The sequence below is a fragment of the Mycobacterium sp. E1715 genome, from assembly GCF_001667625.1.
GTDB lineage: Bacteria > Actinomycetota > Actinomycetes > Mycobacteriales > Mycobacteriaceae > Mycobacterium.
In genome coordinates this window covers 1-23,272 of record NZ_LZJJ01000417.1, presented here as the reverse complement: position 1 = coordinate 23,272, position 23,272 = coordinate 1, and the positions used below count along the sequence as shown (strand labels likewise).

20 protein-coding genes and 2 pseudogenes are annotated in these 23,272 nt (G+C 70.3%); 11 read left to right on the top strand and 11 right to left on the bottom strand.

The window, feature by feature from the left end; genetic code table 11:
- From A9X03_RS20210 to A9X03_RS20200, 3 genes and pseudogenes are all read right to left on the bottom strand, one after another.
- Positions 1–182 (bottom strand): annotated as a pseudogene (locus A9X03_RS20210) (hypothetical protein); the annotation flags it as partial.
- 229 nt (positions 183–411) lie between these two features.
- Positions 412–831, bottom strand: coding sequence for a cytochrome c oxidase subunit 4 (locus A9X03_RS20205; protein WP_067758493.1), 420 nt, complete (start codon positions 829–831; stop codon positions 412–414).
- A 13-nt stretch (positions 832–844) separates the two neighbouring features.
- Entirely contained in the window at positions 845–1,954 is a 1,110-nt protein-coding gene (locus tag A9X03_RS20200; protein WP_082974543.1) for a cytochrome c oxidase subunit II, read from the bottom strand.
- A 147-nt stretch (positions 1,955–2,101) separates the two neighbouring features.
- On the opposite strand from A9X03_RS20200, the gene asnB reads away from it, so the two are divergent.
- Positions 2,102–4,054 carry an asparagine synthase (glutamine-hydrolyzing) gene (gene asnB / locus A9X03_RS20195; RefSeq protein ID WP_068262638.1) on the top strand — a complete coding sequence of 651 codons (1,953 nt, stop codon included), beginning with the start codon at positions 2,102–2,104 and terminating at the stop codon, positions 4,052–4,054.
- Between the two features lie 160 nt (positions 4,055–4,214).
- Here the strand turns inward: asnB and A9X03_RS20190 are convergent, their stop codons facing one another.
- Positions 4,215–5,189 (bottom strand): carbohydrate kinase family protein, encoded by a 975-nt coding sequence (locus tag A9X03_RS20190; RefSeq protein ID WP_067749733.1) that lies wholly within the window; start codon positions 5,187–5,189, stop codon positions 4,215–4,217.
- Between the two features lie 196 nt (positions 5,190–5,385).
- On the opposite strand from A9X03_RS20190, the gene A9X03_RS20185 reads away from it, so the two are divergent.
- Complete coding sequence (locus A9X03_RS20185; RefSeq protein WP_068018163.1) at positions 5,386–6,030, top strand: hypothetical protein; 645 nt, start codon at positions 5,386–5,388, stop codon at positions 6,028–6,030.
- 15 nt (positions 6,031–6,045) lie between these two features.
- Here A9X03_RS20185 and A9X03_RS20180 read toward each other — a convergent pair whose 3' ends face one another.
- Together A9X03_RS20180 and A9X03_RS20175 are read right to left on the bottom strand one after the other, a co-directional pair.
- The gene (locus tag A9X03_RS20180) at positions 6,046–6,402 is read right to left on the bottom strand and encodes an iron-sulfur cluster assembly accessory protein (protein WP_067281389.1); all 357 of its coding nucleotides are present in this window, start codon (positions 6,400–6,402) and stop codon (positions 6,046–6,048) included.
- Positions 6,403–6,465: 63 nt separating this feature from the next.
- Positions 6,466–7,542: a glycerate kinase gene (locus A9X03_RS20175; RefSeq protein ID WP_067749737.1), complete on the bottom strand. Its 1,077-nt coding sequence runs from the start codon at positions 7,540–7,542 to the stop codon at positions 6,466–6,468.
- A gap of 191 nt (positions 7,543–7,733) precedes the next feature.
- On the opposite strand from A9X03_RS20175, the gene A9X03_RS20170 reads away from it, so the two are divergent.
- The 4 genes and pseudogenes from A9X03_RS20170 to A9X03_RS20155 all read left to right on the top strand — a co-directional run bounded on the left by A9X03_RS20170 (position 7,734) and on the right by A9X03_RS20155 (position 10,775).
- Positions 7,734–8,417 (top strand): DUF3043 domain-containing protein, encoded by a 684-nt coding sequence (locus tag A9X03_RS20170; protein ID WP_068262635.1) that lies wholly within the window; start codon positions 7,734–7,736, stop codon positions 8,415–8,417.
- 15 nt (positions 8,418–8,432) lie between these two features.
- A complete protein-coding gene (locus tag A9X03_RS20165) occupies positions 8,433–8,969 on the top strand; it encodes a bifunctional adenosylcobinamide kinase/adenosylcobinamide-phosphate guanylyltransferase (RefSeq protein WP_067749727.1) in 537 nt (178 codons plus the stop codon).
- Positions 8,966–10,021, top strand: coding sequence for a nicotinate-nucleotide--dimethylbenzimidazole phosphoribosyltransferase (cobT, locus tag A9X03_RS20160; protein ID WP_156746615.1), 1,056 nt, complete (start codon positions 8,966–8,968; stop codon positions 10,019–10,021). The genes A9X03_RS20165 and cobT overlap by 4 nt, the downstream gene beginning before the upstream one ends.
- Positions 10,018–10,775: pseudogene (locus A9X03_RS20155) on the top strand (adenosylcobinamide-GDP ribazoletransferase). The gene cobT and the pseudogene A9X03_RS20155 overlap by 4 nt, the downstream one beginning before the upstream one ends.
- Positions 10,776–10,870: 95 nt before the next feature.
- Here A9X03_RS20155 and A9X03_RS20150 read toward each other — a convergent pair.
- The gene (locus tag A9X03_RS20150) at positions 10,871–11,977 is read right to left on the bottom strand and encodes a branched-chain amino acid aminotransferase (RefSeq protein ID WP_067749722.1); all 1,107 of its coding nucleotides are present in this window, start codon (positions 11,975–11,977) and stop codon (positions 10,871–10,873) included.
- A gap of 52 nt (positions 11,978–12,029) precedes the next feature.
- Positions 12,030–13,127, bottom strand: coding sequence for a glycine cleavage system aminomethyltransferase GcvT (gene gcvT / locus A9X03_RS20145; RefSeq protein WP_068262629.1), 1,098 nt, complete (start codon positions 13,125–13,127; stop codon positions 12,030–12,032).
- A 41-nt stretch (positions 13,128–13,168) separates the two neighbouring features.
- Here gcvT and A9X03_RS20140 point away from each other — a divergent pair, with 41 nt between their 5' ends.
- Complete coding sequence (locus tag A9X03_RS20140) at positions 13,169–14,293, top strand: adenylate/guanylate cyclase domain-containing protein (RefSeq protein ID WP_068262626.1); 1,125 nt, start codon at positions 13,169–13,171, stop codon at positions 14,291–14,293.
- Between the two features lie 5 nt (positions 14,294–14,298).
- Complete coding sequence (locus A9X03_RS20135) at positions 14,299–15,852, top strand: leucyl aminopeptidase (protein WP_068262624.1); 1,554 nt, start codon at positions 14,299–14,301, stop codon at positions 15,850–15,852.
- A gap of 88 nt (positions 15,853–15,940) precedes the next feature.
- Here A9X03_RS20135 and A9X03_RS20130 read toward each other — a convergent pair whose 3' ends face one another.
- Together A9X03_RS20130 and A9X03_RS20125 are read right to left on the bottom strand one after the other, a co-directional pair.
- Positions 15,941–17,542, bottom strand: a complete 1,602-nt coding sequence (locus tag A9X03_RS20130; protein WP_068262621.1) for an NAD(P)/FAD-dependent oxidoreductase — start codon at positions 17,540–17,542, stop codon at positions 15,941–15,943.
- The gene (locus tag A9X03_RS20125; protein ID WP_067749735.1) at positions 17,539–17,988 is read right to left on the bottom strand and encodes an SRPBCC domain-containing protein; all 450 of its coding nucleotides are present in this window, start codon (positions 17,986–17,988) and stop codon (positions 17,539–17,541) included. The genes A9X03_RS20130 and A9X03_RS20125 overlap by 4 nt, the downstream gene beginning before the upstream one ends.
- Positions 17,989–18,122: 134 nt before the next feature.
- Between A9X03_RS20125 and A9X03_RS20120 the strand changes: the two genes are divergently transcribed.
- Positions 18,123–18,467 (top strand): aminopeptidase, encoded by a 345-nt coding sequence (locus tag A9X03_RS20120; RefSeq protein ID WP_067749711.1) that lies wholly within the window; start codon positions 18,123–18,125, stop codon positions 18,465–18,467.
- A gap of 9 nt (positions 18,468–18,476) precedes the next feature.
- Here the strand turns inward: A9X03_RS20120 and A9X03_RS20115 are convergent, their stop codons facing one another.
- Positions 18,477–20,252, bottom strand: a complete 1,776-nt coding sequence (locus tag A9X03_RS20115; RefSeq protein WP_068018151.1) for an SDR family oxidoreductase — start codon at positions 20,250–20,252, stop codon at positions 18,477–18,479.
- Between the two features lie 188 nt (positions 20,253–20,440).
- On the opposite strand from A9X03_RS20115, the gene sucB reads away from it, so the two are divergent.
- Both sucB and A9X03_RS20105 read left to right on the top strand, forming a co-directional pair.
- Positions 20,441–22,252, top strand: coding sequence for a 2-oxoglutarate dehydrogenase, E2 component, dihydrolipoamide succinyltransferase (gene sucB / locus A9X03_RS20110; RefSeq protein ID WP_068262618.1), 1,812 nt, complete (start codon positions 20,441–20,443; stop codon positions 22,250–22,252).
- A gap of 15 nt (positions 22,253–22,267) precedes the next feature.
- Positions 22,268–23,179 (top strand): TIGR01777 family oxidoreductase, encoded by a 912-nt coding sequence (locus A9X03_RS20105; RefSeq protein ID WP_068262615.1) that lies wholly within the window; start codon positions 22,268–22,270, stop codon positions 23,177–23,179.
- Positions 23,180–23,272 lie beyond the last annotated feature (93 nt).

Below are 23,272 nucleotides of genomic sequence, written 5' to 3'. Positions count from 1 at the left end.
CCGCTGATGAAGTGCTCGGACTCCGGGGCCGAATAGGCCCGGGAATAGGCGTCGGTCTGGCCCGTCTGGTCGGCCTCCGGCTCGGCGCCGTCGTCGAACGGTTCGAGCTCGTCGTCCGCCGTGGCTTCGTGGGCGTTCGCGGGCTCGTCGGCGGAATCCGGTTGGTGGGGAGCCTCGTTCACGGAATCGGGTTCCTCAGGTTCCCATTCCGGGGGTTTCGGCCCACTCATCTCTGCCTGCCCTGTCCGACTGCCTCACCAGCGCGCGGGGCCCCGCGGCCATACCGTTGCGCGCGCGCTTGAGAAATTGTCAATTGCCTGGGCAAAACACTACCGAACGCAGGGGGGCAAAGAAGTCTTGGCGAAGCGGCCACAGATCACGTGATCTGATTGTGACCTTTATGGATACGAATCAGTGCTTCTCGGGACCGACGTAGTACTCGAAGACCAATCCCGCGACCGACGCGAGGACGAACATCACGCCCGCGGCGATCAGCCACGGCAGCCACAACGCGATACCGACAGCGGAAACCGAGGCCGACAACGCGATCAGGATCGGCCACCAGCTGTGCGGGCTGAAGAAGCCCAATTCACCTGCTCCGTCGCTGATCTCGGCGCCTTCGTAGTCCTCGGGCCGGGTGTCGATGCGACGCGCCACGAACCGGAAGAAGGTGGCCACGATCAACGCCAGGCCACCGGTCAGCGCCAGCGCGGTCGTGCCGGCCCACTCCTCGCCGCCGGTGGCGAAAAGCGCTGTCAGCACGCCATAAAGCACCGCAACCAAAATGAAAAACCCGGCGACGAATTCGAAAAGCCTGGCTTCAATATGCATTTGGTGTCCTAACCTACTGGCTTCCGGCCAACTGACCGCGCTTGGTGTCGAACGGGTGGGTGGTCACCGCGAGCGGCGCCTGACCGATCGCCTGCAATGCCTGCGCGTTGCTCTTACCGTCGATCCGCTGCTGCAGGTAAGCCTTGAAGTCGTTGGGCGGCACCACCCGAACCTCGAAGTTCATCATCGAGTGATACGTGCCACAGAACTCGGCGCAGTGCCCGACGAAAGCCCCGGCCTTGCTGATGTCGTCCACCTGGAAGACGTTCACCGAGTTGTTCGCCTCGGCGTTGGGGATCACGTCGCGCTTGAACAGGAACTCGGGCACCCAGAACGTGTGGATGACGTCGGCCGAGGCCAACCGGAACTGAATGCGCTTGCCGGTCGGCAACACCAGCACCGGGATCTCGTCGCTGGTGCCCAGGATCTCGACCTTGTCGAAGTTCAGGTAGGTGCGGTCCGAGGTGTTGAGCCCGCGGACCGGTCCGACGAGCTCCTCACCGTGCGCGTCCTTGCCCTCGGGCTTGGAGACCATCGCGTTCTTGCGCGCCTGATCGACACCGTCGTAGGTCAGCGTGCCGTCCTTGAAGTCGACGCGCTGGTAGCCGAACTTCCAGTTCCACTGGAAGGCGGTGACGTCGACCACCACCTCCGGGTCCTTGTCGACGTGCAGCATCTTCTCCTGCACCACGACCGTGAAGTAGAACAGCACCGAGATGATCAGGAACGGCGTCACCGTGAGCACCAGCTCCAGCGGCATGTTGTAGCCGAACTGGCGCGGCAGCTCGGTGTCGGTGGCCTTCTTGCGGTGGAAGGCCGACGCCCAGAAGATCAAGCCCCACACGATCACCCCGACGACCAGAGAGGCGATCGTCGCCCCGACCCACAGCTCGCGGTTGATCTGGGATTGCGGGGTGATGCCCTTGGGCCAGCCGAGGCCCAGCACGTCCGACCAGCTGCATCCGCTCAGGGTGACCGCCAACACGCCGAACGTCGCGGCCAGCGCCAGCGGCCGCAGACGACGGGACCGACCCCGCCGAACGCCCCCGGAACGGCGGCCAGAAAGGCTGTCAAACCTGCCCTGCGACAAACGTTGCGAACGGGCCTGCTCGCGAGGTGTCACGTTGGCGCCTCCTGCTCGGATATCGAATACTACGCAGCGTAGACCACGCCGCTGACCCGAGCGACGAAACCCCGGCCCACCGGCCCCGCACGACGTGCCGGGTGCGACCGCCACGGGCGTGCCCGGAGTGCGGCATACTGGGGCGCCGTGTGTGGTCTGCTGGCGTTTGTCGCCGCCCCGGACGGTGCCGGCGCCGACGCCGCCGCCCGGGCCGACGGTGCGATCGCCCGCGCGTCGCATCTGATGCGCCACCGCGGCCCCGACGAGCCGGGCACCTGGACCGACCCGGGCGCCGACGGGGCCGTCGTGTTCGGCTTCAACCGGCTGTCGATCATCGACATCGCGCATTCGCACCAGCCGCTGCGGTGGGGTCCGCCGGAGGCGCCCGACCGCTACGTGCTGGTGTTCAACGGCGAGATCTACAACTACCTCGAGCTGCGCGACGAGCTGGCCACCGCGCACGGCGCCGCCTTCGCCACCGACGGCGACGCCGAGGCCATCGTCGCCGGATACCACTACTGGGGCGCCGACGTGCTCACCCGGCTACGCGGCATGTTCGCCTTCGCCCTGTGGGACACCGCCACGCTCGAATTGTTCTGCGCCCGAGACCCATTCGGCATCAAGCCGCTCTTCATGGCGACCGGCGCCGGGGGCACCGCGGTGGCCAGTGAGAAGAAATGCCTGCTGGACCTCGCCGAACTGGTCGGGTTCGACACCGGGATCGATCAGCGGGCCGTGCAGCACTACACCGTGCTGCAGTACGTGCCCGAGCCCGAGACGCTGCACCGCGGGGTGCGCCGGCTCGAATCGGGCTGCTACGCGCGGATCACGGCCGGGCGGCCGCCGGAGGTCACCCGCTATTTCGTGCCGAGGTTCGCCGCGGTGCCGATGAGCCGGGACACCGAACAGGTCCGCTACGACGAGATCACCGCGGTGCTCGAGGACTCGGTGGCCAAGCACATGCGCGCCGACGTCACCGTCGGGGCGTTTCTGTCCGGCGGCATCGACTCCACCGCGATCGCGGCGCTGGCCATCCGGCACAACCCCAAGCTGATCACCTTCACCACCGGTTTCGAGCGGGAGGGTTTCTCCGAGATCGACGTCGCGGTGGCCTCCGCCGAGGCGATCGGCGCCCGCCACATCGCAAAGGTGGTGCACCCGGACGAATTCGTCGCGGCCCTGCCCGAAATCGTCTGGTATCTCGACGAACCGGTGGCCGACCCCGCGCTGGTGCCGCTGTTCTTCGTCGCCCGTGAGGCCCGCAAGCACGTCAAGGTGGTGCTGTCCGGGGAGGGGGCCGACGAACTGTTCGGCGGCTACACGATCTACCGGGAACCGTTGTCGCTCAAGCCGTTCGACTACCTGCCGCGGCCGCTGCGGCGGTCGATGGGCAAGGTGTCCAAGCCGCTGCCGGAGGGGATGCGGGGCAAGAGCCTGCTGCACCGCGGCTCGCTGACCCTCGAGGAGCGCTATTACGGCAACGCCCGCAGCTTCTCCGACGCCCAGCTGCGCGACGTGCTGCCCGGCTTCCGCGAGGAATGGACCCACACCGACGTCACCGCTTCGGTGTACGCACAGTCGAAGGGCTGGGACCCGGTGGCGCGCATGCAGCACATCGACCTGTTCACCTGGCTGCGCGGCGACATCCTGGTCAAGGCGGACAAGATGACGATGGCCAACTCGCTGGAGCTGCGGGTGCCGTTCCTGGATCCCGAGGTGTTCGCCGTCGCCTCGCGGCTGCCCGTCGAGGCCAAGATCACCCGCACCACCACCAAGTACGCGCTGCGGCGGGCGCTTGAGCCCATCGTTCCCGCGCACGTGCTGCACCGGCCCAAGCTCGGGTTCCCGGTGCCGATCCGGCATTGGCTACGCGCCGGCGAATTGCTGGACTGGGCCTACGGGTTGGTGGCGTCCTCGCAGGCCGGTCACCTCGTCGACCTGCCGGCCATAGGGCGCATGCTCGACGAGCACCGCAACGGCGTCAGCGATCACAGCCGCCGGCTGTGGACGCTGCTGATCTTCATGCTCTGGCACGCGATCTTCGTCGAACACAGCGTGGTGCCGCAGATCAGCGAGCCGGTCTACCCCGTCCAGCTCTGAGGGTTCTGCCGCCGGCGCATCCCCCAGCGCTGGGCCGTCGGCTTTACGAAGAGCGTGCGATGAGGGCTTCGAGCGTGCGTCCTGGGCGGAGATTTCTCGAATTTCGCGCCCTCAGCGCACGCGCGAAGCCAAGAGCGCACACTCGATTAGGCGGCCAGGTTCAGGCCAGCACCGCGGCGATCTCGTTGGCCGCGTCGTCGCCGTAGGCGCCCGCCAACCGGCTCACCGCGGTCTCGCGGTTCCAGTCCCAGTTCTGCGTTCCGGTGGATTCCAGCACCAGCACGGCGACCAGCGAACCCAGCTGCGCGGAGCGTTCCAGGCTCAGGCCGGCGCTGCGTCCGGTGAGGAAGCCCGCGCGGAACGCGTCGCCGACGCCGGTGGGGTCGGTCTGGCTGGTCTCGGGCACCACGTCGACGTGGGTCGTCGTGCCGTCGGGCTCGACGATGTCGACGCCCTTGGGTCCCAGCGTGGTCACCCGCAGCCCGACCTTGCCCTGCACGTCGGCTTCCGACCAGCCGGTCTTGTTGAGCAGTAGCTCCCACTCGTAGTCGTTGGTGAACAGGTAGGCGGCGCCGTCGACGAGCTTGTCGATCTCGTCACCGGACAGGCGGGGCAGCTGCTGGGACGGGTCGGCGGCGAAGGCCAGGCCCAGCTTGCGGCACTCCTCGGTGTGCACCACCATCGCGTCGGGGTCGTTCGCCCCGATGATCACCAGGTCCGGCTCGCCGATGGACGACACCACGTCGGCGAGCTTGATGTTGCGGGCCTCCGACATCGCGCCGGGGTAGAACGACGCGATCTGGGCCATGTCCTCGTCGGTGGTGCAGGTGAAGCGCGCGGTGTGGGCCGTCTTCGAGATGAGCACGTTGTCGCAGTTGACGTTGTGCGACTGCAGCCAGTGCCGGTAGTCGTCGAAGTCGTCGCCGGCCGCGCCGACCAGCGCCACGTCACCGCCGAGCACGCCGATGGCGTAGGCAATGTTGCCCGCCACGCCGCCGCGGTGGATCACCAGGTCGTCGACCAGAAAACTGAGCGATACCTTCTGCAGATGCTCAGCCAGCAGGTGTTCGGAAAACTTGCCGGGGAACCGCATCAAATTGTCGGTCGCAATCGAACCTGTCACCGCGATCGTCACGAATGTCTCCGCCCTTCGTTAGTAAGGTTATCTAGCTTACGCACGCGCCTGGACCGTTGCTGTGTCCACCGTCGGCGCGAAGCGGTGCGCTAGCCTCCCTAGGGAACTCGCTCAAGTCGCCCGGACACGATGCTCGGTCGGGGTATACCGCACCCAGCCCGTCGATACGTCCCGTCTACCACCGTAGGAGACCACGATGGCAGGTCCGCACTCGCCGAACCACACCGTCGGCGGCAGCGGACCCGAGCCAGCGGAGTCTCAGCCGCTCGAGTTTCCCGACGACCCCCGCGCCGGTGGCGCGGCTCCCGCCAATTATGCCGGGCAGGCACCGCCGCCGATGCCCTACCCGCAGCGGCGGTCCAAGCGGCGGCTGATCATCGGCCTGCTGTTGGCCGTGGCCCTGGTGGCGGCCCTGACCGTAGCGATCGTCTACGGCGTGCGCACCAACGGGGCCAACACCGGCGCCACGTTCTCCGAGGGCGCCGCCAAGACGGCGATCCAGGGGTATCTGGACGCCTTGGATCACCGCGACATCGAGGAGATCGAACGCAACGCGCTGTGCGGCATGTACGACGGCGTCCGCGACAAACGGTCCGACCAGGCGCTGGCCAAGTTGAGCAGCGACGCGTTCCGCAAGCAGTTCTCCGAGGTCGAGGTGACCTCGATCGACAAGATCGTCTACCTGTCGCAGTACCAGGCCCAGGCGCTGTTCACGATGAAGGCGTCGCCCGCGGCGGGGGGCCCGATGCGCGGTGAACTGCAGGGCATCGCCCAGCTGCTGTTCCAGCGGGGCCAGATCATGGTGTGCTCGTACGTGCTGCGCACCGGCGGCTCGTACTGAGCGGGCGTTACCCGGTCAATTGAACGAGTCGCCGCAGGCGCAGGACCCGGTGGCGTTGGGGTTGTCGATCGTGAAGCCCTGCTTCTCGATGGTGTCGACGAAGTCGATGGACGCGCCCTCCACGTACGGCGCGCTCATCCGGTCGACCGTCAACGTCACGCCGCCGAAGTCCGCGGTCAGGTCGCCGTCGAGCGTCCGGTCGTCGAAGAAGAGGTTGTAGCGCAGGCCTGCGCACCCGCCAGGCTGGACCGCGATCCGCAACGCCAGGTCATCCCGCCCCTCCTGGTCGAGCAGGGACTTTGCCTTGGTGGCGGCGGCCTCGGTCAGGATCACGCCGTGCGTCTTGGCGTTCGACTCGTTTTGCACCGTCATTGCTTCTCCTACATGCCTCTCGTTGGCTGGGTCTTCAGGCTGGGCCCGAGAAAGTCCACTAGCTCAACGGTACCTTGCAGGACCGCTATTCCCGAGTCGCGAGGCCACGACGGATGCCAGACCCATGAGCTGATTGGCCGCGTCGGCCTGCGCCAGCCGCACCGAGCCGGCGTGCTCGGCGATGGAAAGGGCGGCCATGATGCCCGCCGACCGGACCGTGGCGTTGTCCAGTCCCACCTGGCCGGCCAGCACGATCACCGGCACTCCCCGCGGCCGGGCGGCGTCGGCGAGATAGCCCACCACCTTGCCGTGCAGCGACTGCTCGTCGAACCGGCCCTCCCCGGTGACGATCAGCTCCGCCATGTCCAGGTCGTCGGCCAGGCGGGTGTGATGGGCTATGATCGCCGCGCCCGACTCGCACCGGCCGCCCAGCGCCAGCAGCCCGGCGCCGATGCCGCCGGCCGCGGCCGCGCCCGGTTCGGAGCTCACGTCGCGGCCGGCGACCGCTTCCAGGATCAGCGCCCACGCCTGCAGGCGGACCTCCAACGCGGCGACGGTGACCGTGTCCGCGCCCTTCTGCGGGCCGAAGACCCTGGCCGCACCCCAGGGCCCGAGCAGCGGGTATTCGGTGTCGGAGGCGGCGATGAGCTCCACGTTGGCCAGCTGGCGACGGGCGGAGTCCAGGCCGCCGAGTTCGGCGATCATGCCCTGCCCGCCGTCGGTGCAGGCGCTGCCGCCCAGCCCGACCACGATGCGCGTCGCCCCGGCCCGCAGCGCCTCGGCGATCAGCTGCCCCACTCCCCTGCTGTGGGCCGCCATCGCCGTCTCCGGGGTGGGCGGACCGCCCAGTAGGGCCAGGCCGCACGCCTGCGCGCATTCCAGGTAGGCGGTCGTCGTGGCGGGGTCGAACACCCACGCGGCCTCGACCATGGTGGACAGCGGACCGGACACCCGCAGCCGCCGGGCCTTGCCCAGCCGGCTGGCGAGCACCTCGACGAATCCGGGGCCGCCGTCGGACTGCGGGGCGACGATGAACCGATCGCCCGGCCGGCATCGGGTCCACCCCGTCGCGATGGCCGCGGCGGCCTCCACGGCCGTCATGCTGTCGCCGTAACAATCGGGGGCGACCAGGACGAGCATGGCCGGCAGCTGCAGACGGCCGGGAGCGAGGCCCAAAGCAGCATCATCCGAGGCCATGGTGCCGTCGTCCATCACAGGCAGCCGTTCATCACTGGTAAGAGTAGGGCCAACCGAGGCGCTGACGCAGGTCTAATAGCAAGGCATTCCAAGCCAATTCCGGGGCGGCTCATTCGCGAAGTAACCTGGCCTCTGTGAAGTTGATGGGCCGTAAGAAGGGCCAGGACGAGGACCTTGACGAGGGCGCTGCCGCGCTCGATGCCGGCGGCGCCCCCGAGACGACGTCGCGTGGCGGGCGTGGGACGAGCCCCAAGGGCCGGCCCACGCCGAAGCGCAACGAGGCGCGCCGCACCGCGCGGAAGGGTCCGGTCGCGCGCGCACCGATGACCGCGTCCGAGGCGCGGGCCCGCCGCAAATCGATGGCCGGTCCCAAGCTCAGCCGCGAAGAGCGCAGGGCCGACCGGGCCGCCAACCGCGCCAAGATGACCGATCGCCGGGAACGCATGATGGCCGGCGACGAGGCGTACCTGCTGCCGCGCGACAAGGGCCCGGTCCGGCGCTACGTGCGCGACGTGGTGGACGCCCGGCGCAACCTGCTGGGCCTGTTCATGCCGGCGACGCTGTTCTTGATGTTCGCCCTGTTCACCACCCCGCAGCTGCAGCTCTACGTCTCCCCGGCGATGCTGCTGCTGATGGCGGTGATGCTGGTCGACGGGCTGCTGCTGGGCCGCAGGGTGAGCAAGCTGGTGGACGCGAAGTTCCCGGACAACACCGAAAGCCGTTGGAAGCTGGGCCTGTACGCCGCCAGCCGGGCCTCGCAGATGCGACGGCTGCGGACCCCGCGGCCCCAAGTCAAGCGCGGCGCCGATGTCAAGTAGGCCCGCCTGAGCGCGGTGCGCACGCTGGTGCTCGGCGGGATCCGATCGGGCAAATCCCGGTGGGCCGAGGACGCCATCGCCGCGACGCTGCCGGCGGGCCGGCCGGTTTGTTATCTGGCCCCCGGCCCGGCCGGCGACGACGATGCGGGCTGGGCGGACCGCGTCGCCGAGCACCGCGGCCGCCGGCCCGGCCATTGGTCGACGGTCGAAACCGGCGACATCGCAGGCCAATTGCGCGCGGCGCCGGACACCCCGACCCTCGTCGACGACCTGGGCTCCTGGCTCACCGGCACGCTGGACCGCCACCACGGGTGGGACGGCGGGTCGGTCGCGGCGCCCATCGAAGCCATGCTCGCCGCCGTCGGCGCCTTCAACTCCACGCTGGTGCTGGTCAGCCCGGAGGTCGGGCTGACCGTCGTGCCGCCCACCGCGTCCGGGCGCCGGTTCGCCGACGAATTGGGCAGCCTCAACCAGCGCGTCGCCGAGCTCTGCGACCGGGTGGTGCTGGTGGTCGCCGGGCAGGCGGTGCCGATCAAGCCGTCGGTGACGTGATGGAGTTCGCCCCGGTGTCGCCGCCCGACGCGGGCGTCGCCGCCGCCGCCCGCGCCCGCCAGGACGAACTGACCAAGCCGCGGGGGGCGCTGGGACGCCTCGAAGACCTGTCGGTGTGGATCGCGTCGTGCCAAGGGCATTGCCCGCCAAGGCAATTCGAACGCGCCCGGGTGGTGGTGTTCGCGGGTGACCACGGTGTGGCGCGGTCCGGGGTGTCGGCCTACCCGCCGGAAGTGACCGCGCAGATGGTCGCCAACTTCGAGGCCGGCGGCGCGGCCATCAATGTGCTGGCCGACCTCGCCGGCGCGACCGTGCGCGTCGCGGACCTGGCGGTTGACGGTGACGCACCGGCGGACCGGATCGGCGCCCACAAGGTGCGGCGCGGCAGCGGCGACATCGCCGTCGAGGACGCGTTGCCCGAAGCCGAGACCCTCGCCGCGATCGCCGCGGGCCGGGCGATCGCCGACGAGGAGGTCGACGCCGGGGCCGACCTGCTGATCGCCGGGGACATGGGCATCGGGAACACCACCCCGGCCGCGGTATTGGTGGCGGCGCTGACGAACGCGGAGCCGGTCGCGGTGGTGGGCTTCGGCACCGGGATCGACGACGCCGGCTGGGCGCGCAAGACGGCCGCGGTGCGCGACGCCCTGTTCCGGACGTCGCGCGTGCTGCCGGACCCGGTGGCGTTGCTGCGCTGCGGGGGCGGCGCCGACCTTGCCGCGATGGCGGGCTTCTGCGCGCAGGCCGCGGTGCGGCGCACCCCGCTGCTGCTCGACGGGATGGCGGTGACGGCCGCCGCCCTGGTGGCCGAGCGGCTGGCGCCCAACGCCCGGCTGTGGTGGCAGGCCGGCCATCGGTCCACCGAGCCCGGTCATGCGCTGGCGCTGACCGAGCTCGGCCTCGAGCCGATCCTGGACCTGCGGATGCGGTTGGGCGAGGGCAGCGGCGCGGCACTGGCGCTGCCGGTGCTGCGCGCCGCGGCGGCGACGCTGTCGTCGATGGCCACATTCACCCAGGCCGGCGTGTCCGATCGGGCCGCTCCCCCGCCGTGATGCGTTCGCTGGCAACGGCTTTCGCGTTCGGCACGGTCCTGCCCGTCCCCCGTTCGCGCGATGCCGCGATGGGCCGCGGCGCCATGACGGCGCTGCCCGTGGTGGGCGCGGGCCTTGGTGCGCTCGCCGCCGCGGTGACGTGGGGCGGGGCTCACGCGTTCGGGCCGTCCTCTGCGCTCTCGGGCCTGCTCGCGGTCGCGGCGCTGCTGTTGGCGACCCGCGGCCTGCACATCGATGGTGTCGCCGACACCGCCGACGGGTTGGGCTGTTACGGGCCGCCCGAGCGCGCCCTGGCGGTGATGCGCGACGGGTCGACCGGCCCTTTCGGCGCGGCGGCCGTCGCCTTGACGGTCACGCTGCAGGGGCTGGCGTTCGCGGCGCTCGGGGCGGCGGGCAGGCCGGGGCTCACCGGCATCGCCGTGGCGGTCGCCGCCGGCCGGGTGGCCGCGGTGGTGGCCAGCCGACGGTCGGTGCCGGCGGCCGCGGGCAGTGCGCCGGGGGCGGGGTCGCGGGCAGCCAGCCGGTGGCCGTCGCGGCCGGCTGGGTCGCCGCGCTGCTGGTCGCCGCGCTGGCGGCCGGACCGCGGGCGTGGCAGGGGCCGGTGGCGGTGCTGGCGGGCCTGGTCTGCGGCGCGGTGCTGGTGCGGCATTGCGTGCGCCGATTCGGCGGCATCACCGGCGACGTGCTGGGCGCGGCGATCGAGCTGACCACGACGGTGAGCGCCGTGGCGCTCGCCGGGCTGGTGCGGTTCTAGCGGGCGAGCGCCCGGCTCGCCGGCGAGTGTGAAGTTATCTTCACCCTCGCGGCCGAACGTGAAACCAACTCCACGGCCGACGACCCGGCGAGGGCCTAGCCCAGCCGCGCCATCCAGCCGTGGGTGTCGGCGAACGTCCCGCGCTGGATCCCGGTCAGCGTGTCGCGCAGCGCCATCGTCACCTCGCCCGGCTGGCCGTCGGCGACGGTGAAGTCGGTGTCGCCGTACTTCACCTTCGAGACCGGGGTGATGACGGCGGCGGTACCGCACGCGAACACCTCGGTGATCTCGCCGGCGGCGGCCTTCTTCTGCCATTCGTCGATGTCGATCTTGCGTTCCTCGACCGAGAAACCGGCGTCAATTGCCAACTGCAGCAACGAATCCCGGGTGATCCCCGGCAACAGCGAACCGGACAGCTCCGGGGTGACCAACCGCGCCGACCCGCCGCTGCCGAACACGAAGAAGATGTTCATGCCGCCCATCTCCTCGACGAAGCGCCGTTCGACGGCGTCCAGCCACACCACCTGGTCGCACTGGTGGGCGGCGGCCTCGGCCTGCGCCAGCAGCGAGGCGGCGTAGTTGCCGCCGAACTTGGCCGCGCCGGTGCCGCCCGGGCTGGCTCGCACGTAATCCGTCGACACCCAGACGGTGACGGGGTTGATGCCGCCCTTGAAGTAGGCGCCGGCCGGTGACGCGATCAGCAGGTACCGATACCGCTTGGATGGCCGCACGCCCAATCCGGGCTCGGTGGCGATCATGAATGGGCGCAGATACAAGGCATCTTCGCCGCCGGCCGCGGGGACCCAGGGCTTGTCGACGGCAATGAGCTGGCACAGCGAGCCCATGAACAGTTCGTCGGGCAGTTCGGGCATCGCGAGGCGCCGCGCCGACGACCGCAACCGCGCGGCGTTGGCCTCGGCGCGGAACGACACGATCGAGTCGTCCGCCCAGCGGTACGCCTTGAGCCCTTCGAAGATCTCCTGCGCGTAGTGCAGCACGATCGCCGAGGGGTCGAGTTCGATCGGGCCGTACGGGATGACCCGCGCGTCGTGCCAGCCCCGCTCGTCGTCGTAGTCGATCGACACCATGTGGTCGGTGAAGTGCTTGCCGAAACCGGGCTCGGCCAGGATGGATCCACGTTCGGCGTCGGTCGCGGGGTTGGCCGAACGCGAAACCGTGAACTCGAGGGAGCCGCTGGTCATGGGGCGATTGTATATCCGCCTGCGACCGGGCTTTTCATCTGAAGCGGCGGCACTAACGGGTCTTCGCTTCGACGAAGGGCGGCCGCACGACTTCGCACTCCGCGGCGCGCCCGCGAATGTCGACGGTGACCCGCTGGCCGTCCTCGACCTCGGCGCCGGCGTCGATGAGCGCCAGCGCGATGCCGATTTGCAGCGTCGGGGAGAAGGTTCCCGAGGTGGTGACCCCGACCGGCGCCTCGCCGGCGAGCACCGTCAGACCGGGCCGCAGCACACCGCGGCCGACCATCCGCAATCCGCGCAGCAGCCGTCGCGGCCCGGCCGCCTTCTCGGCCAGCAGCGCGTCCCGGCCGAAGAACGCGTCCTTCTTCCATCCGATCGCCCAGCCGCATCGGGCCTGCAGCGGCGAAATGTCCAGCGCCAGTTCGTGCCCGTGCAGCGGATAGCCCATCTCGGTGCGCAGCGTGTCGCGGGCGCCCAGGCCGGCGGGCTCGCCGCCGGCGGCGCCGACCGCCGCGGCCAGCGCGTCGAACACCACCGCCGCGGATTCCCAGGGCGGCAGCAGCTCGTAGCCGTGCTCCCCGGTGTATCCGGTCCGGCACACCCGCACCGGCACCCCCTCGTAGGAGGCGTCGGCGTAGCCCATGTAGTCCATGTCGGTCGGCAGCCCCAGCCCGCCGAGCACGTCCGCCGCGCGCGGGCCTTGCACCGCCAGCACCGCGTACGAGCGGTGCTCGTTGGTGATCGTCAGACCTGTCGGGGCCGCCGCCTGCAGCGCCTCGACCACCGCGGCGGTGTTGGCGGCGTTTGGCACCAGGAAGATCTCGTCGTCGCCGACGTAGTAGGCGATCAAGTCGTCGATGACACCGCCGGATTCGTTGCAGCACAAGGTGTATTGGGCCTTGCCCGGGCCGATGCGGCGCAAGTCGTTGGTGAGCGTCGAGTTGACGAATTCGGCGGCGCCCGGCCCGCGGATCAACGCCTTGCCGAGGTGGCTGACGTCGAACAGACCGAGCGCGTTGCGGGTGGCGTTGTGCTCGCTGACGGTGCCGGCATACGACACGGGCATGAGCCAGCCGCTGAACTCGGCGAAACTGGCCCCCAACGCGCGGTGGCGGTCTTCCAACGGGCCATGCTGTAGGTCATCGGTCACGACGGTTCACCCTAATCGCGGGTGCTGGCACACTTGGGTGGGTGGTCGATTCCCCGGATTTCGCGGCGCTGGAGGCCGCCGGGATCGCGAACGCGCGCGAGCGGGCCGACCTGATCAAGTACCTGGACGAACTCGGCTTCACCGTCGACGAGATGGTGGAAGCCGAACAGCGTGGGCGGCTGTTCGGACTCGCCGGTGACGTCCTGCAATGGTCGGGGCGCCCGGTCCACACGCTCGCGACAGCGGCCGAACAACTCGGCCTGACGGCCGAGGAGGTCACCCACGCGTGGGGTTTGCTCGGCCTCACCGTGGCCGGCCCCGACGTTCCGGTGCTGAGCCAGGCCGACGTCGACGCGCTGGCGACCTGGGTCGGCCTGAAGACGGTGGTGGGTGAGGACGGCGCGTTCGGATTGCTGCGGGTGCTCGGCGCGGCGATGGCCCGGCTCGCGGAGGCCGAGTCCACGGCCATCCGGGCCGGGACGCCGGACATCCAGATGACCTACACCAACGACGAACTCGCCACGGCGCAGGCGTACCGCGCGGTGGCGGAGTTCGTCCCCCGGATTTCGGCGCTGATCGACGTCGTCCACCGGCATCATCTGACCGGTGCCCGAACCCACTTCGAGGGCGTCCTGCGCGACACCTCGGCAAGCGTGGTGTGCGGCATCGGTTTCGCGGATCTGTCCGGTTTCACCGTGCTCACCCGCGCGCTCACCCCCGCGCAGCTTTCGGCGTTGCTCAACGAGTTCGCCGGCACCGTCGCGGACGTGGTGCATCGCGACGGCGGCCGGGTGGTGAAGTTCATCGGCGACGAGGTGATGTGGGTGAGCGCGTCGCCCGAACGCCTCGCCAAGGCGGCGGTGGACCTGGTCAACCATCCGCGGGCGCGCGAGGAGGGCCTGCAGGTGCGCGCCGGCCTGGCCTTCGGATCCGTCCTGGCGATCAACGGGGACTACTTCGGCAGCCCGGTCAACCTCGCGGCGCGTCTGGTCGGGGCCGCGGCCCCGTGCCAGATCCTGGCCGATTCGGCGCTGCACGAACGCTTGCCGGACTGGCCGGCGACGCCGCGGGGTCCCTTCGAGCTCAAAGGTTTTGACACCCCCACGATCGCCTTCGAGCTGCACGGTCGGGACGCCGCCGGTCTCGGCTCGGCCTCCGGCGATTAGGGTGAATGCCCGTGACCGCCGATTTGAGCTACGACAGCCCCTCCGTCAACGTCGCCACATCGCTGCCGAAACGCGGGGCGGGCTCTTCGGTGTTGATCGTGCCCGTCGTCTCGACCGGCGACGAGGACAGACCTGGGGCGACGGTGGCCCCGGGCGAATCGCTGCTGCCGGCCGAGGCGGTCACCGAAATCGAGTCCGGGCTGCGCGCACTGGACGCCACCGGCGGCAGCGAGCAGGTCCACCGCCTGGTCGTGCCGTCGCTGCCGGTGTCCAGCGTGCTGACGATCGGCCTGGGCAAGCCGCGACCCGAGTGGCCCGCCGACACCGTCCGGCGCGCGGCCGGCGTGGCGGCGCGGTCGCTGGGCACCGCCGAGGCGGTGTTCGTGACGCTGCCCGGCGACTTCAGCGCCGACGTCTGCTCGGCGGCCGTCGAGGGCCTGATCCTGGGCAGCTACCGGTTCACCGACTTCCGCAGCGGAAAGACCGCGCCGAAAGACAACGGGCTGCGCAAGATCACCGTGCTGTCCGCCTCGAAGGACGCCAAAGCGGCCAGCGCGCACGGCGCCGCCGTGGCGACCGCGGTCGCCACCGCCCGCGACTTCGTCAACACACCCCCGAGCCACCTCTTTCCCGCCGAATTCGCCCGACGCGCAAGGGCTTTGGGTGAGTCGGTCGGCCTCGAGGTGGAGGTGCTCGACGATAAGGCGCTGCAGAAGGCGGGCTACGGCGGGGTGATCGGCGTCGGCCAGGGTTCGTCGCGGCCGCCGCGGCTGGTGCGGCTGACCCACCGGGGCTCGAAGCTGGCCAAGAAGCCGAAGCAGGCGAAGAAGGTCGCGCTCGTCGGCAAGGGCATCACGTTCGACACCGGCGGCATCTCGATCAAGCCGGCGGCGTCGATGCACTACATGACCTCGGACATGGGCGGCGCGGCCGCGGTCATCGCCACGGTGGCGCTGGCCGCGCAGCTGCGGTTGCCGATCGACGTGATCGCCACCGTGCCGATGGCCGAGAACATGCCGTCGGGCACGGCGCAGCGGCCCGGTGACGTGCTGACGCAGTACGGCGGCATCACCGTCGAGGTGCAGAACACCGACGCCGAGGGCCGGCTCATCCTGGCCGACGCCATCGTGCGGGCGTGTGAGGACAACCCCGACTACCTGATCGAGACCTCCACGCTGACCGGCGCCCAGACGGTGGCGTTGGGCGCCTGGATCCCCGGGGTGATGGGCAGCGACGAGTTCCGCGACCGGGTCGCCGCCATCTCGCAGCGGGTGGGCGAGAACGCCTGGCCGATGCCGCTGCCCGACGAACTCAAAGACGACCTGAAGTCCACGGTGGCCGACCTGTCCAACATCAGCGGCCAGCGCTTCGCCGGCATGCTGGTGGCCGGGGTGTTCCTGCGCGAATTCGTCGCCGACGGCGTCGGCTGGGCGCACATCGATGTGGCCGGCCCGGCGTACAACACCAGCGGCCCGTGGGGATACACGCCCAAGGGCGGCACCGGCGTGCCGACCCGCACCATGTTCGCGGTGCTCGAGGACATCGCCGAAAAGGGCTAGCAAACGGCTAGCGCCTCAGCTGACGCGTCGAACGTCACGCCAGGGTGACACTGGCGCTCGAACGTCACGCCAGTGTGACGTTCGACGGCTAGCGCTTACCCGTCATCACCGAGAACACGGCTCGCTGCACCGTCCGGCGCGGCCAGCCGGTCGCGCCATCCGCCGCCAGCGCGGCGTTGGCTGCGTTGCGCCCGCAGGCGCCGTGCACCGACCCGCCCGGGGTGGCCGACGCACTGCCCAGATACAGCCCCCGCACCGGGGTTTCGGCCCGGCCCATGCCGGGCGCCGGGCGAAAGATCAGCATCTGCTGCAGTTGCGCCGTGCCACCGTTGAGCGCACCCATGTGCAGGTTGGCGTCGCTGGCCTCCAGGTCTGAAGGGCGCTGAACGCACCGGTCCACGACCGCCGAACCGAAACCCGGCGCGTGTTCCTCGATCACCCGGTCCACCGCCTCGGCGAGCCGATCGGCCGACGCGTCGTCGGCCACGTTGCGCGGCAGATGCGTGTAGGCCCAGACACTTTCGGTGCCGTTCGGGGACCTGGTCGGATCGGCCGTTGTGGTCTGGCCCAGCAACATGAAGGGATGCTCGGGCACCACCCGGGTGTTCAGGTCGGCCATCCAGCGGACCAGCCCGTCACCGTCGGCGCCCAGATGGACGGTGCCCACGCCTTGCAGGTTCTTCGCCCGCCACGGAACGGGCGCTCCCACGGCGTAGTTGACCTTCACCACCGGTGGGTCCCAGATGAAGTGCTCGAGGTCGCGTAACAGCTTGGGCGGCAACGCATCCGGCGGCAGCATGTCGCAGAACAATCGCGGGGCCGTCACGTCGGCGACGATAGCCCGCCGCGCCGCGACCGTGCGCCCCTCGGCCGTAATCACCCCGACCGCGCGGCCATCCCGCACCTGGATGCGGGACACGTTCTGGTTGCACTCGATTCGCGCGCCCGCGGAGCGGGCACGGTTGACCAGGGCGGCCGTCAACTGCCCCGAGCCCCCGACCGGCACCGGCCAGCCGCAGTCTTGGGCCAGCATCGTCATCAGGAATCCCATGGCGCCGCTGATCGGCGCGTCCGGCGGGACGTCGGCGTGCATTGCGTTGCCCAGCAACAACACTCGCGGCGCTTCGCCGGCGAACAGCTCACTCGCCATGGTGTTGGCGGGCTGCACCAGCAGGCGCGCCACCCGGAGCGCGTCCGACGTGCCGAGCCTGGTCAGCAGCCGCAGCAGGGGGCGCACGGGCGGGAAGGGCGCCAACATGGCGTCCAGCAGCGGCGCCTTGATCCGCTCCCACAAATGAACCAGGCGCCACCAGTTTTCGCCGTCGGCGGGCACCCGGCGGGCGAATTCCGCCGCGGTGCGCGCCGGGTCGTGATAGACCTTGGGCGGGTCGTCGTCCGCCGCGCTGCGCGGATGCGCCAGCACCACCGGGGCGTGCGACCAGCGCAGGCCGTGATCCTCCAGGCCCAGGGCGGCGATCGCCGGCGAGGCCACCGTCATCGGGTAGTACGAGCTGAACAGGTCGGTGATGTATCCCGGCGTGAGCTCGGCGCTGCGAACCGCGCCGCCGGGTTCGGGCTGGGCTTCCAGCACCAACACGTCCCAGCCCGCGTCGGCGAGCATCGAGGCGGCGACCAGGCCGTGGTGTCCCGCCCCGATGACGACGGCGTCGGCGGTGTCCCGCACGCTCATTGCACCTGGCTGGGCACCTTGCGCTCCGCCAGGGCCCCCAGCCGCCAGAGGCACTCCTTGTTGCGCGGATAGGCCGCGGCCAACGCGACCGAATCGGGGACGGCCCCCATCGGGCCTTCGACGGGCACCTCGATCATCTCCACCCGGCAGCCCTGCGGTGTCTCGTGCAGCAGCATCGTGATCCGCGCGGCGCCCAGCGGCCCCAGGCGGGCGCACAGCACCAGCTTGTGCGGCGGCTCGCTCTCCTCCACCACGGTCGCGTCGTTGATCACCAACGGCCAAATCCCGATCGAGTGCCTGATCGAGGACCCGGGCTCCGGCCAATTCGGATCGACGGCCCGCATGCGGCTGTTGCCCACCACCCACTGGGTGTAGGTCCACCCTTGGGCCAGCACTTCCCACACCCGCTCGCAAGGCGCGGCCACGTCCCGCGTCGCAATCAGCACCTGGTTCCCCCTCTCGGTCACCGCGGCGGAATACCCACCAACGGGCCGCTGAATCCGGCGGATGCGGGGTTTACCGGCCCTGTCCAGCGGCTAATCTCCCGGGGTCGAAAACCTGTACGAAGGAAGGCGAGATCGTGACAGTGCGACGGTTGATCCTGGCCGTGGGCGCCGTGCTGCTGCTGGCCGGCGTGATCGGGCTGTTGGCGCCGGTGTCGATTTCCGACGGCAACGGCCATTCGATCGGGTGCGGAAACGCGGTCGCCACGGACCTGTCCGCGGCCAGAAGCGCCAACAACAACAGCGTGGCGAACATCCCGATCCTCAATCAGGTCGTCCCGCACACCGACTATGTGGCGCAGTGCCAGTCGTCGGTGGGCAGTCGGCGCACGTGGTCGATCCCGCTGGCGGTCGTCGGGCTGCTCGCGATCGGCGGCGCGCTGTTGACGGGCCGCCAGGGCGCGGCGCGAGCGGGAACCTGAGCCCCCGGGTCAGATCACGCGCAGGCGCGCCGCGTTCCGCAGCCCTTGCGGCGCTAGGCGCGAAAGACCATACAGCGCATAGGCTTCCGGCGCGACCGGGCGGATCGGCTTCTTCTTCTGGACCGACGACAGGATCGCGTTTGCGACCTTCTCGGGTCCGTAGTGCCGCAGGGCGAACATCTTGCCGAGCTGGCCCCGCCGACCGTCGACCTGTTCGCCCTTTCCGGCGGGCGCGTCGAAGCGGGTGGTGTTGATGATGTTGGTGTCGATGACCCCCGGGCAGATCGTCGTCAGCCCGACGTCGGCGGCGTCGAGCTCGGCGCGCAGGCAGTCGGAGAACATGTAGGTCGCCGCCTTCGACGTGCAGTAGGCGTTCAGCGACTGCAGCGGGGCGTAGGCGGCCATCGACGAGACGTTGACGATGTAGCCGCCGGTGCCGCGCTCCACCAGCCGCCGCGCGAAAGATCGGCACCCGTTGACCACGCCGCCCAGGTTGACGTCGAGCACCCGGTCGAATTGCTCGGCCGGGGTGTCGAGGAATCCGCCCGCGTGTCCGATGCCGGCGTTGTTGACGACGATGTCGGGGACCCCGTGCTCGGCGCTGACCCGCTCGGCGAACGCCTCCACAGCATCGGCGTCGGACACGTCGAGCACGTAGGCGTGGGCGACGCCGCCGCGGGTGGCGATCTCGGCTTCCGTGGCCTTGACGGCCGCTTCGTCGATGTCGCTGATGACCAGTTCGGCGCCCTCCCGCGCGAAGGCGAACGCCGTCTCGCGTCCGATTCCGCTGCCGGCGCCGGTGACCGACACCAGGGTGTCGCCGAAGGACCCGCGGGGGCGCCCGACCTGGGCGCGCAGCAACGCGCGGCTCGCCGGCTTGCCCTCGGCCCAATCGGCGAACTCGTGCACCGCGGCGGCCATCACCTGCGGGTGGGACATCGGCGAGAAGTGGCCGGCCCTGATGTCGCGCCGCCACAGCCTCGGCACGAACCGCGGCGTGTGGTCGTAGCCATAGGGCCGCACGTACTTGTCCCTGGTGTTGACGATCAGCTGCACCGGCACATCGACGACATGGATGCCCTGCCCGCGGCCGGAGAACGAGCGAAAGTAGTTGGCGGGATAGGTCTTCACCGAACGGGCGGCGTCGCGCGCCAGCTGCGGCGAGTGGTGGATCTGCTCGACCGGGATGTTGTCCACGGCGTTGCGCCGCAGCGCGGGAATCGACATCGTCAGCCGCAGGAACAGGGGCGCGAGCACCGGGATCGAGAAGAACAGCATGTAGCTCAATCGCAGCGCCTGGCTGACCGATCGCACAAACCGGCGCGGGCGCCACGGTTGCCGCAGGCCGCTGAAGATGTAGTCGACCAACTGCTCCTGGCTGGGGCCGGACACCGACGTGAAGGTGGCCAGCCGGTCACCGGCACCGGGCCGCTTCAGGTATTCCCAGATTCCAACCGAGCCCCAGTCGTGGGCCAGCACATGCACGGCCTGGCCGGGGCTGAGCTCGCCGGTGACGGCGGCGAAGTCGTCGGCGAACCGCTCCATCGTGTAGGCCGACACCGGTTTGGGCGCCGAAGACAGGCCGACGCCGCGGTTGTCGTATCGCAGGATGCGGAACCGGTCGGCCAGCAGAGGGACGACCCCGTCCCACAGCACGTGGGAGTCGGGAAAGCCGTGCACCAGCACGACCGTGGGGCCGTCGGGATTCCCCTCTTCGTAGACAGCGATTCGCGCGCCGTCGGCGCTGTCGACGAAATGCTGCGGTAGCCGTTGTGTTGCCGGCATCTTTGACCTCCCCGCTCAACTGCAGTGGCCACACCGTAGCAAGGGGGTTCGGGAAGTCCCGGGAACGTCCGCCCTGGATGTGTGCCGGCGCGGACGCAGTGACAGGATAGTTTTGGATAGCTACTTTTCAGCGGCTAGCGATGTGTTCGACCCACCCCGACCCACGAGCGATCGAGGAGTCAAAGACGATGGCCTTCTCCGTCCAGATGCCCGCACTCGGTGAGAGCGTCACCGAGGGGACGGTCACCCGCTGGCTCAAGCAGGAAGGCGACACGGTCGAACTCGACGAACCCCTCGTCGAGGTGTCCACCGACAAGGTCGACACCGAAATTCCGTCGCCCGCCGCGGGTGTCCTGACCAAGATCGTCGCCCAGGAGGACGACACGGTCGAGGTGGGCGGCGAGCTGGCCGTCATCGGCGACTCGTCCGACGGCGGCGGTTCGCAGGCGGCCCCGCAGGCGCCCAGCCAGCCCGAGCCGCAGGCCGAATCCGCCCCACCGGCCCAGCCCGAGCCCGAGCCGGAGAAGGCCGCCCCCGCCCAGCCCGAACCCGAACGCGCGCCGCAGAGTTCGGGTGGCGGCGACGCGACCCCGGTGCTGATGCCCGAGCTGGGCGAATCGGTGACCGAGGGCACGGTCACCCGCTGGCTGAAGAAAGTCGGCGACTCGGTCGGCGTCGACGAGGCGCTGGTCGAGGTGTCGACCGACAAGGTCGACACCGAGATCCCCTCACCGGTGGCCGGCGTGCTGGTCAGCATCACCGCCGAGGAGGACGCCACCGTGCCGGTCGGCGGCGAGCTGGCGCGGATCGGCACCGGCTCCGAGGCCGCGTCCGCCCCCACTCCCCCGCCGGCTCCCAAACCGGAACCCAAGCCCGAGCCGGCGCCCGAAGCACCCAAGGCCGAAGCACCCAAGGCCGAGCCGAAGCCCGAACCTCAGCCGGTGTCCCAGCCGGCGCCCGCGCCGAAAGCCCAACCGGCGCAAGCGCAGCCGGCCGCCGAGCCCAGCGGCTCGGGCCCGGACGGTGCGCCGTATGTGACCCCGCTGGTGCGCAAGCTGGCCACCGAGAACGGCGTCGACCTGACCGAGATCACCGGCACCGGAGTCGGTGGCCGCATCCGCAAGCAGGACGTGCTCGCCGCCGCGGAGAAGAAGCAGCAGGCCCAGAAGGCGCCCGCCCCCGCCCAGGCGCCCGCCGCGGCCCAGGCCCAGGCACCCGCCGCCGGCGGCAAGCCCGCCCCGGCGGCCGCGCCCACCCCGGCGCCGGCGTTGGCGCACCTGCGCGGCACCACGCAGAAGGCGAGCCGGATCCGCCAACTCACGGCGAACAAGACCCGGGAATCCCTGCAGGCCACCGCCCAGCTCACCCAGACGCACGAGGTCGACATGACCCGGATCGTCGGATTGCGGGCCAGGGCGAAGTCCGCGTTCGCCGAGCGCGAGGGGGTCAACCTGACCTTCCTGCCGTTCATCGCCAGGGCGGTGATCGATGCGCTGAAGATCCACCCCAACATCAACGCCAGCTACAACGAGCAGACCAAAGAGATCACCTACTACGACGCCGAGCATCTCGGCTTCGCCGTCGACACCGATCAGGGGCTGCTCTCCCCCGTCATCCACAACGCCGGCGACCTGTCGCTGGCCGGGCTGGCGCGGGCCATCGCCGACATCGCCGCGCGCGCCCGGTCGGGCGACCTCAAGCCCGACGAACTGTCCGGCGGCACCTTCACGATCACTAACATCGGCAGCCAGGGCGCCTTGTTCGACACCCCCATCCTGGTGCCGCCGCAGGCGGCCATGCTGGGCACCGGGGCGATCGTGAAGCGGCCCCGGGTGATCGTCGACGAATTCGGCAACGAGTCCATCGGCGTCCGCTCCATCTGCTATCTCCCACTGACCTACGACCATCGGCTCATCGACGGCGCTGACGCCGGACGCTTCCTCACCACGATCAAGCACCGGCTCGAAGAGGGAGCGTTCGAGGCCGACTTGGGTCTCTAGGAGGACTGGCGAACCGTGGCCAAGCCCGTCATCGCGATCGCGGGTTCATCCGGCCTGATCGGATCCGCCTTGACCGCCGCCCTGCGTGCGGCCGACCACCCGGTGCTGCGCATCGTGCGCCGGGCACCGTCGAACTCCGACGAGCTGCACTGGAACCCCGAGAGCGGCGAATTCGACGTCGACGCGATCAGCGACGTCGACGCCGTCGTCAACCTGTGCGGCGTCAACGTCGGCCAGCGCCGCTGGTCGGGCGCCTTCAAGCAGGGCCTGCGGGACAGCCGCATCGCCCCCACCGAAGTGCTGGCGCATGCCGTCGCCGACGCCGGGGTGGCGACCCTGGTCAACGCCAGCGCGGTGGGCTACTACGGGGACACCAAGGACCGCGTGGTCGACGAAAACGACCGGGCGGGAAAGGGTTTCCTGGCCCAGCTGTGCGAGGACTGGGAGGCCGCGACGCTGCCGGCCCAATACGGTGGCGCCCGGGTGGTGCTGGCCCGCACCGGGCTGGTGTTCTCCCCGGCGGGTGGCGCGCTGGGGCGGTTGCGGCCGTTGTTCCGGGCGGGCCTGGGGGCGCGGCTGGGCAGCGGCCGTCAATACATGTCGTGGATCACCCTGGAGGACGAGGTGCGGGCGCTGCTGTTCGCGATCTCCAACACCGCGCTGTCCGGCCCGGTGAACATGACCGGGCCCGCGCCGGTCACCAACGCCGAATTCACCACCGCCTTCGGCCGCGCGGTCAACCGCCCGACCCCGCTGATGGTGCCGGGCTTCGCGGTGCGGGCCGCGCTCGGCGAGTTCGCCGAGGAGGGCGTGCTCATCGGCCAGCGCGCGATCCCCTCCGCGCTTGAGCGGGCGGGTTTCGAGTTCCACCACAACACCATCGGCGAGGCGCTCGGCTACGCCACCGCCCAGCGCGACCACGACTAGCGGCGATCGTGGCTGACGCGGCGCAGCCGGGCGAAGCGGGTCGCCGCCATCGGGCTAGCGGCGATCGCAAGCGCGGCGCAGCCGGGCGAAGCG

Coding starts and splice junctions, on each gene's coding strand:
- A9X03_RS20205 (WP_067758493.1), bottom strand. CDS start 831: ATGCATATTGAAGCCAGGCTTTTCGAATTCGTCGCCGGGTTTTTCATT.
- A9X03_RS20185 (WP_068018163.1), top strand. CDS start 5,386: ATGGCAGGTCCGCACTCGCCGAACCACACCGTCGGCGGCAGCGGACCC.
- A9X03_RS20180 (WP_067281389.1), bottom strand. CDS start 6,402: ATGACGGTGCAAAACGAGTCGAACGCCAAGACGCACGGCGTGATCCTG.
- A9X03_RS20175 (WP_067749737.1), bottom strand. CDS start 7,542: ATGCTCGTCCTGGTCGCCCCCGATTGTTACGGCGACAGCATGACGGCC.
- A9X03_RS20150 (WP_067749722.1), bottom strand. CDS start 11,977: ATGACCAGCGGCTCCCTCGAGTTCACGGTTTCGCGTTCGGCCAACCCC.
- A9X03_RS20135 (WP_068262624.1), top strand. CDS start 14,299: ATGCCCGTGACCGCCGATTTGAGCTACGACAGCCCCTCCGTCAACGTC.
- A9X03_RS20130 (WP_068262621.1), bottom strand. CDS start 17,542: ATGAGCGTGCGGGACACCGCCGACGCCGTCGTCATCGGGGCGGGACAC.
- A9X03_RS20115 (WP_068018151.1), bottom strand. CDS start 20,252: ATGCCGGCAACACAACGGCTACCGCAGCATTTCGTCGACAGCGCCGAC.
- sucB (WP_068262618.1), top strand. CDS start 20,441: ATGGCCTTCTCCGTCCAGATGCCCGCACTCGGTGAGAGCGTCACCGAG.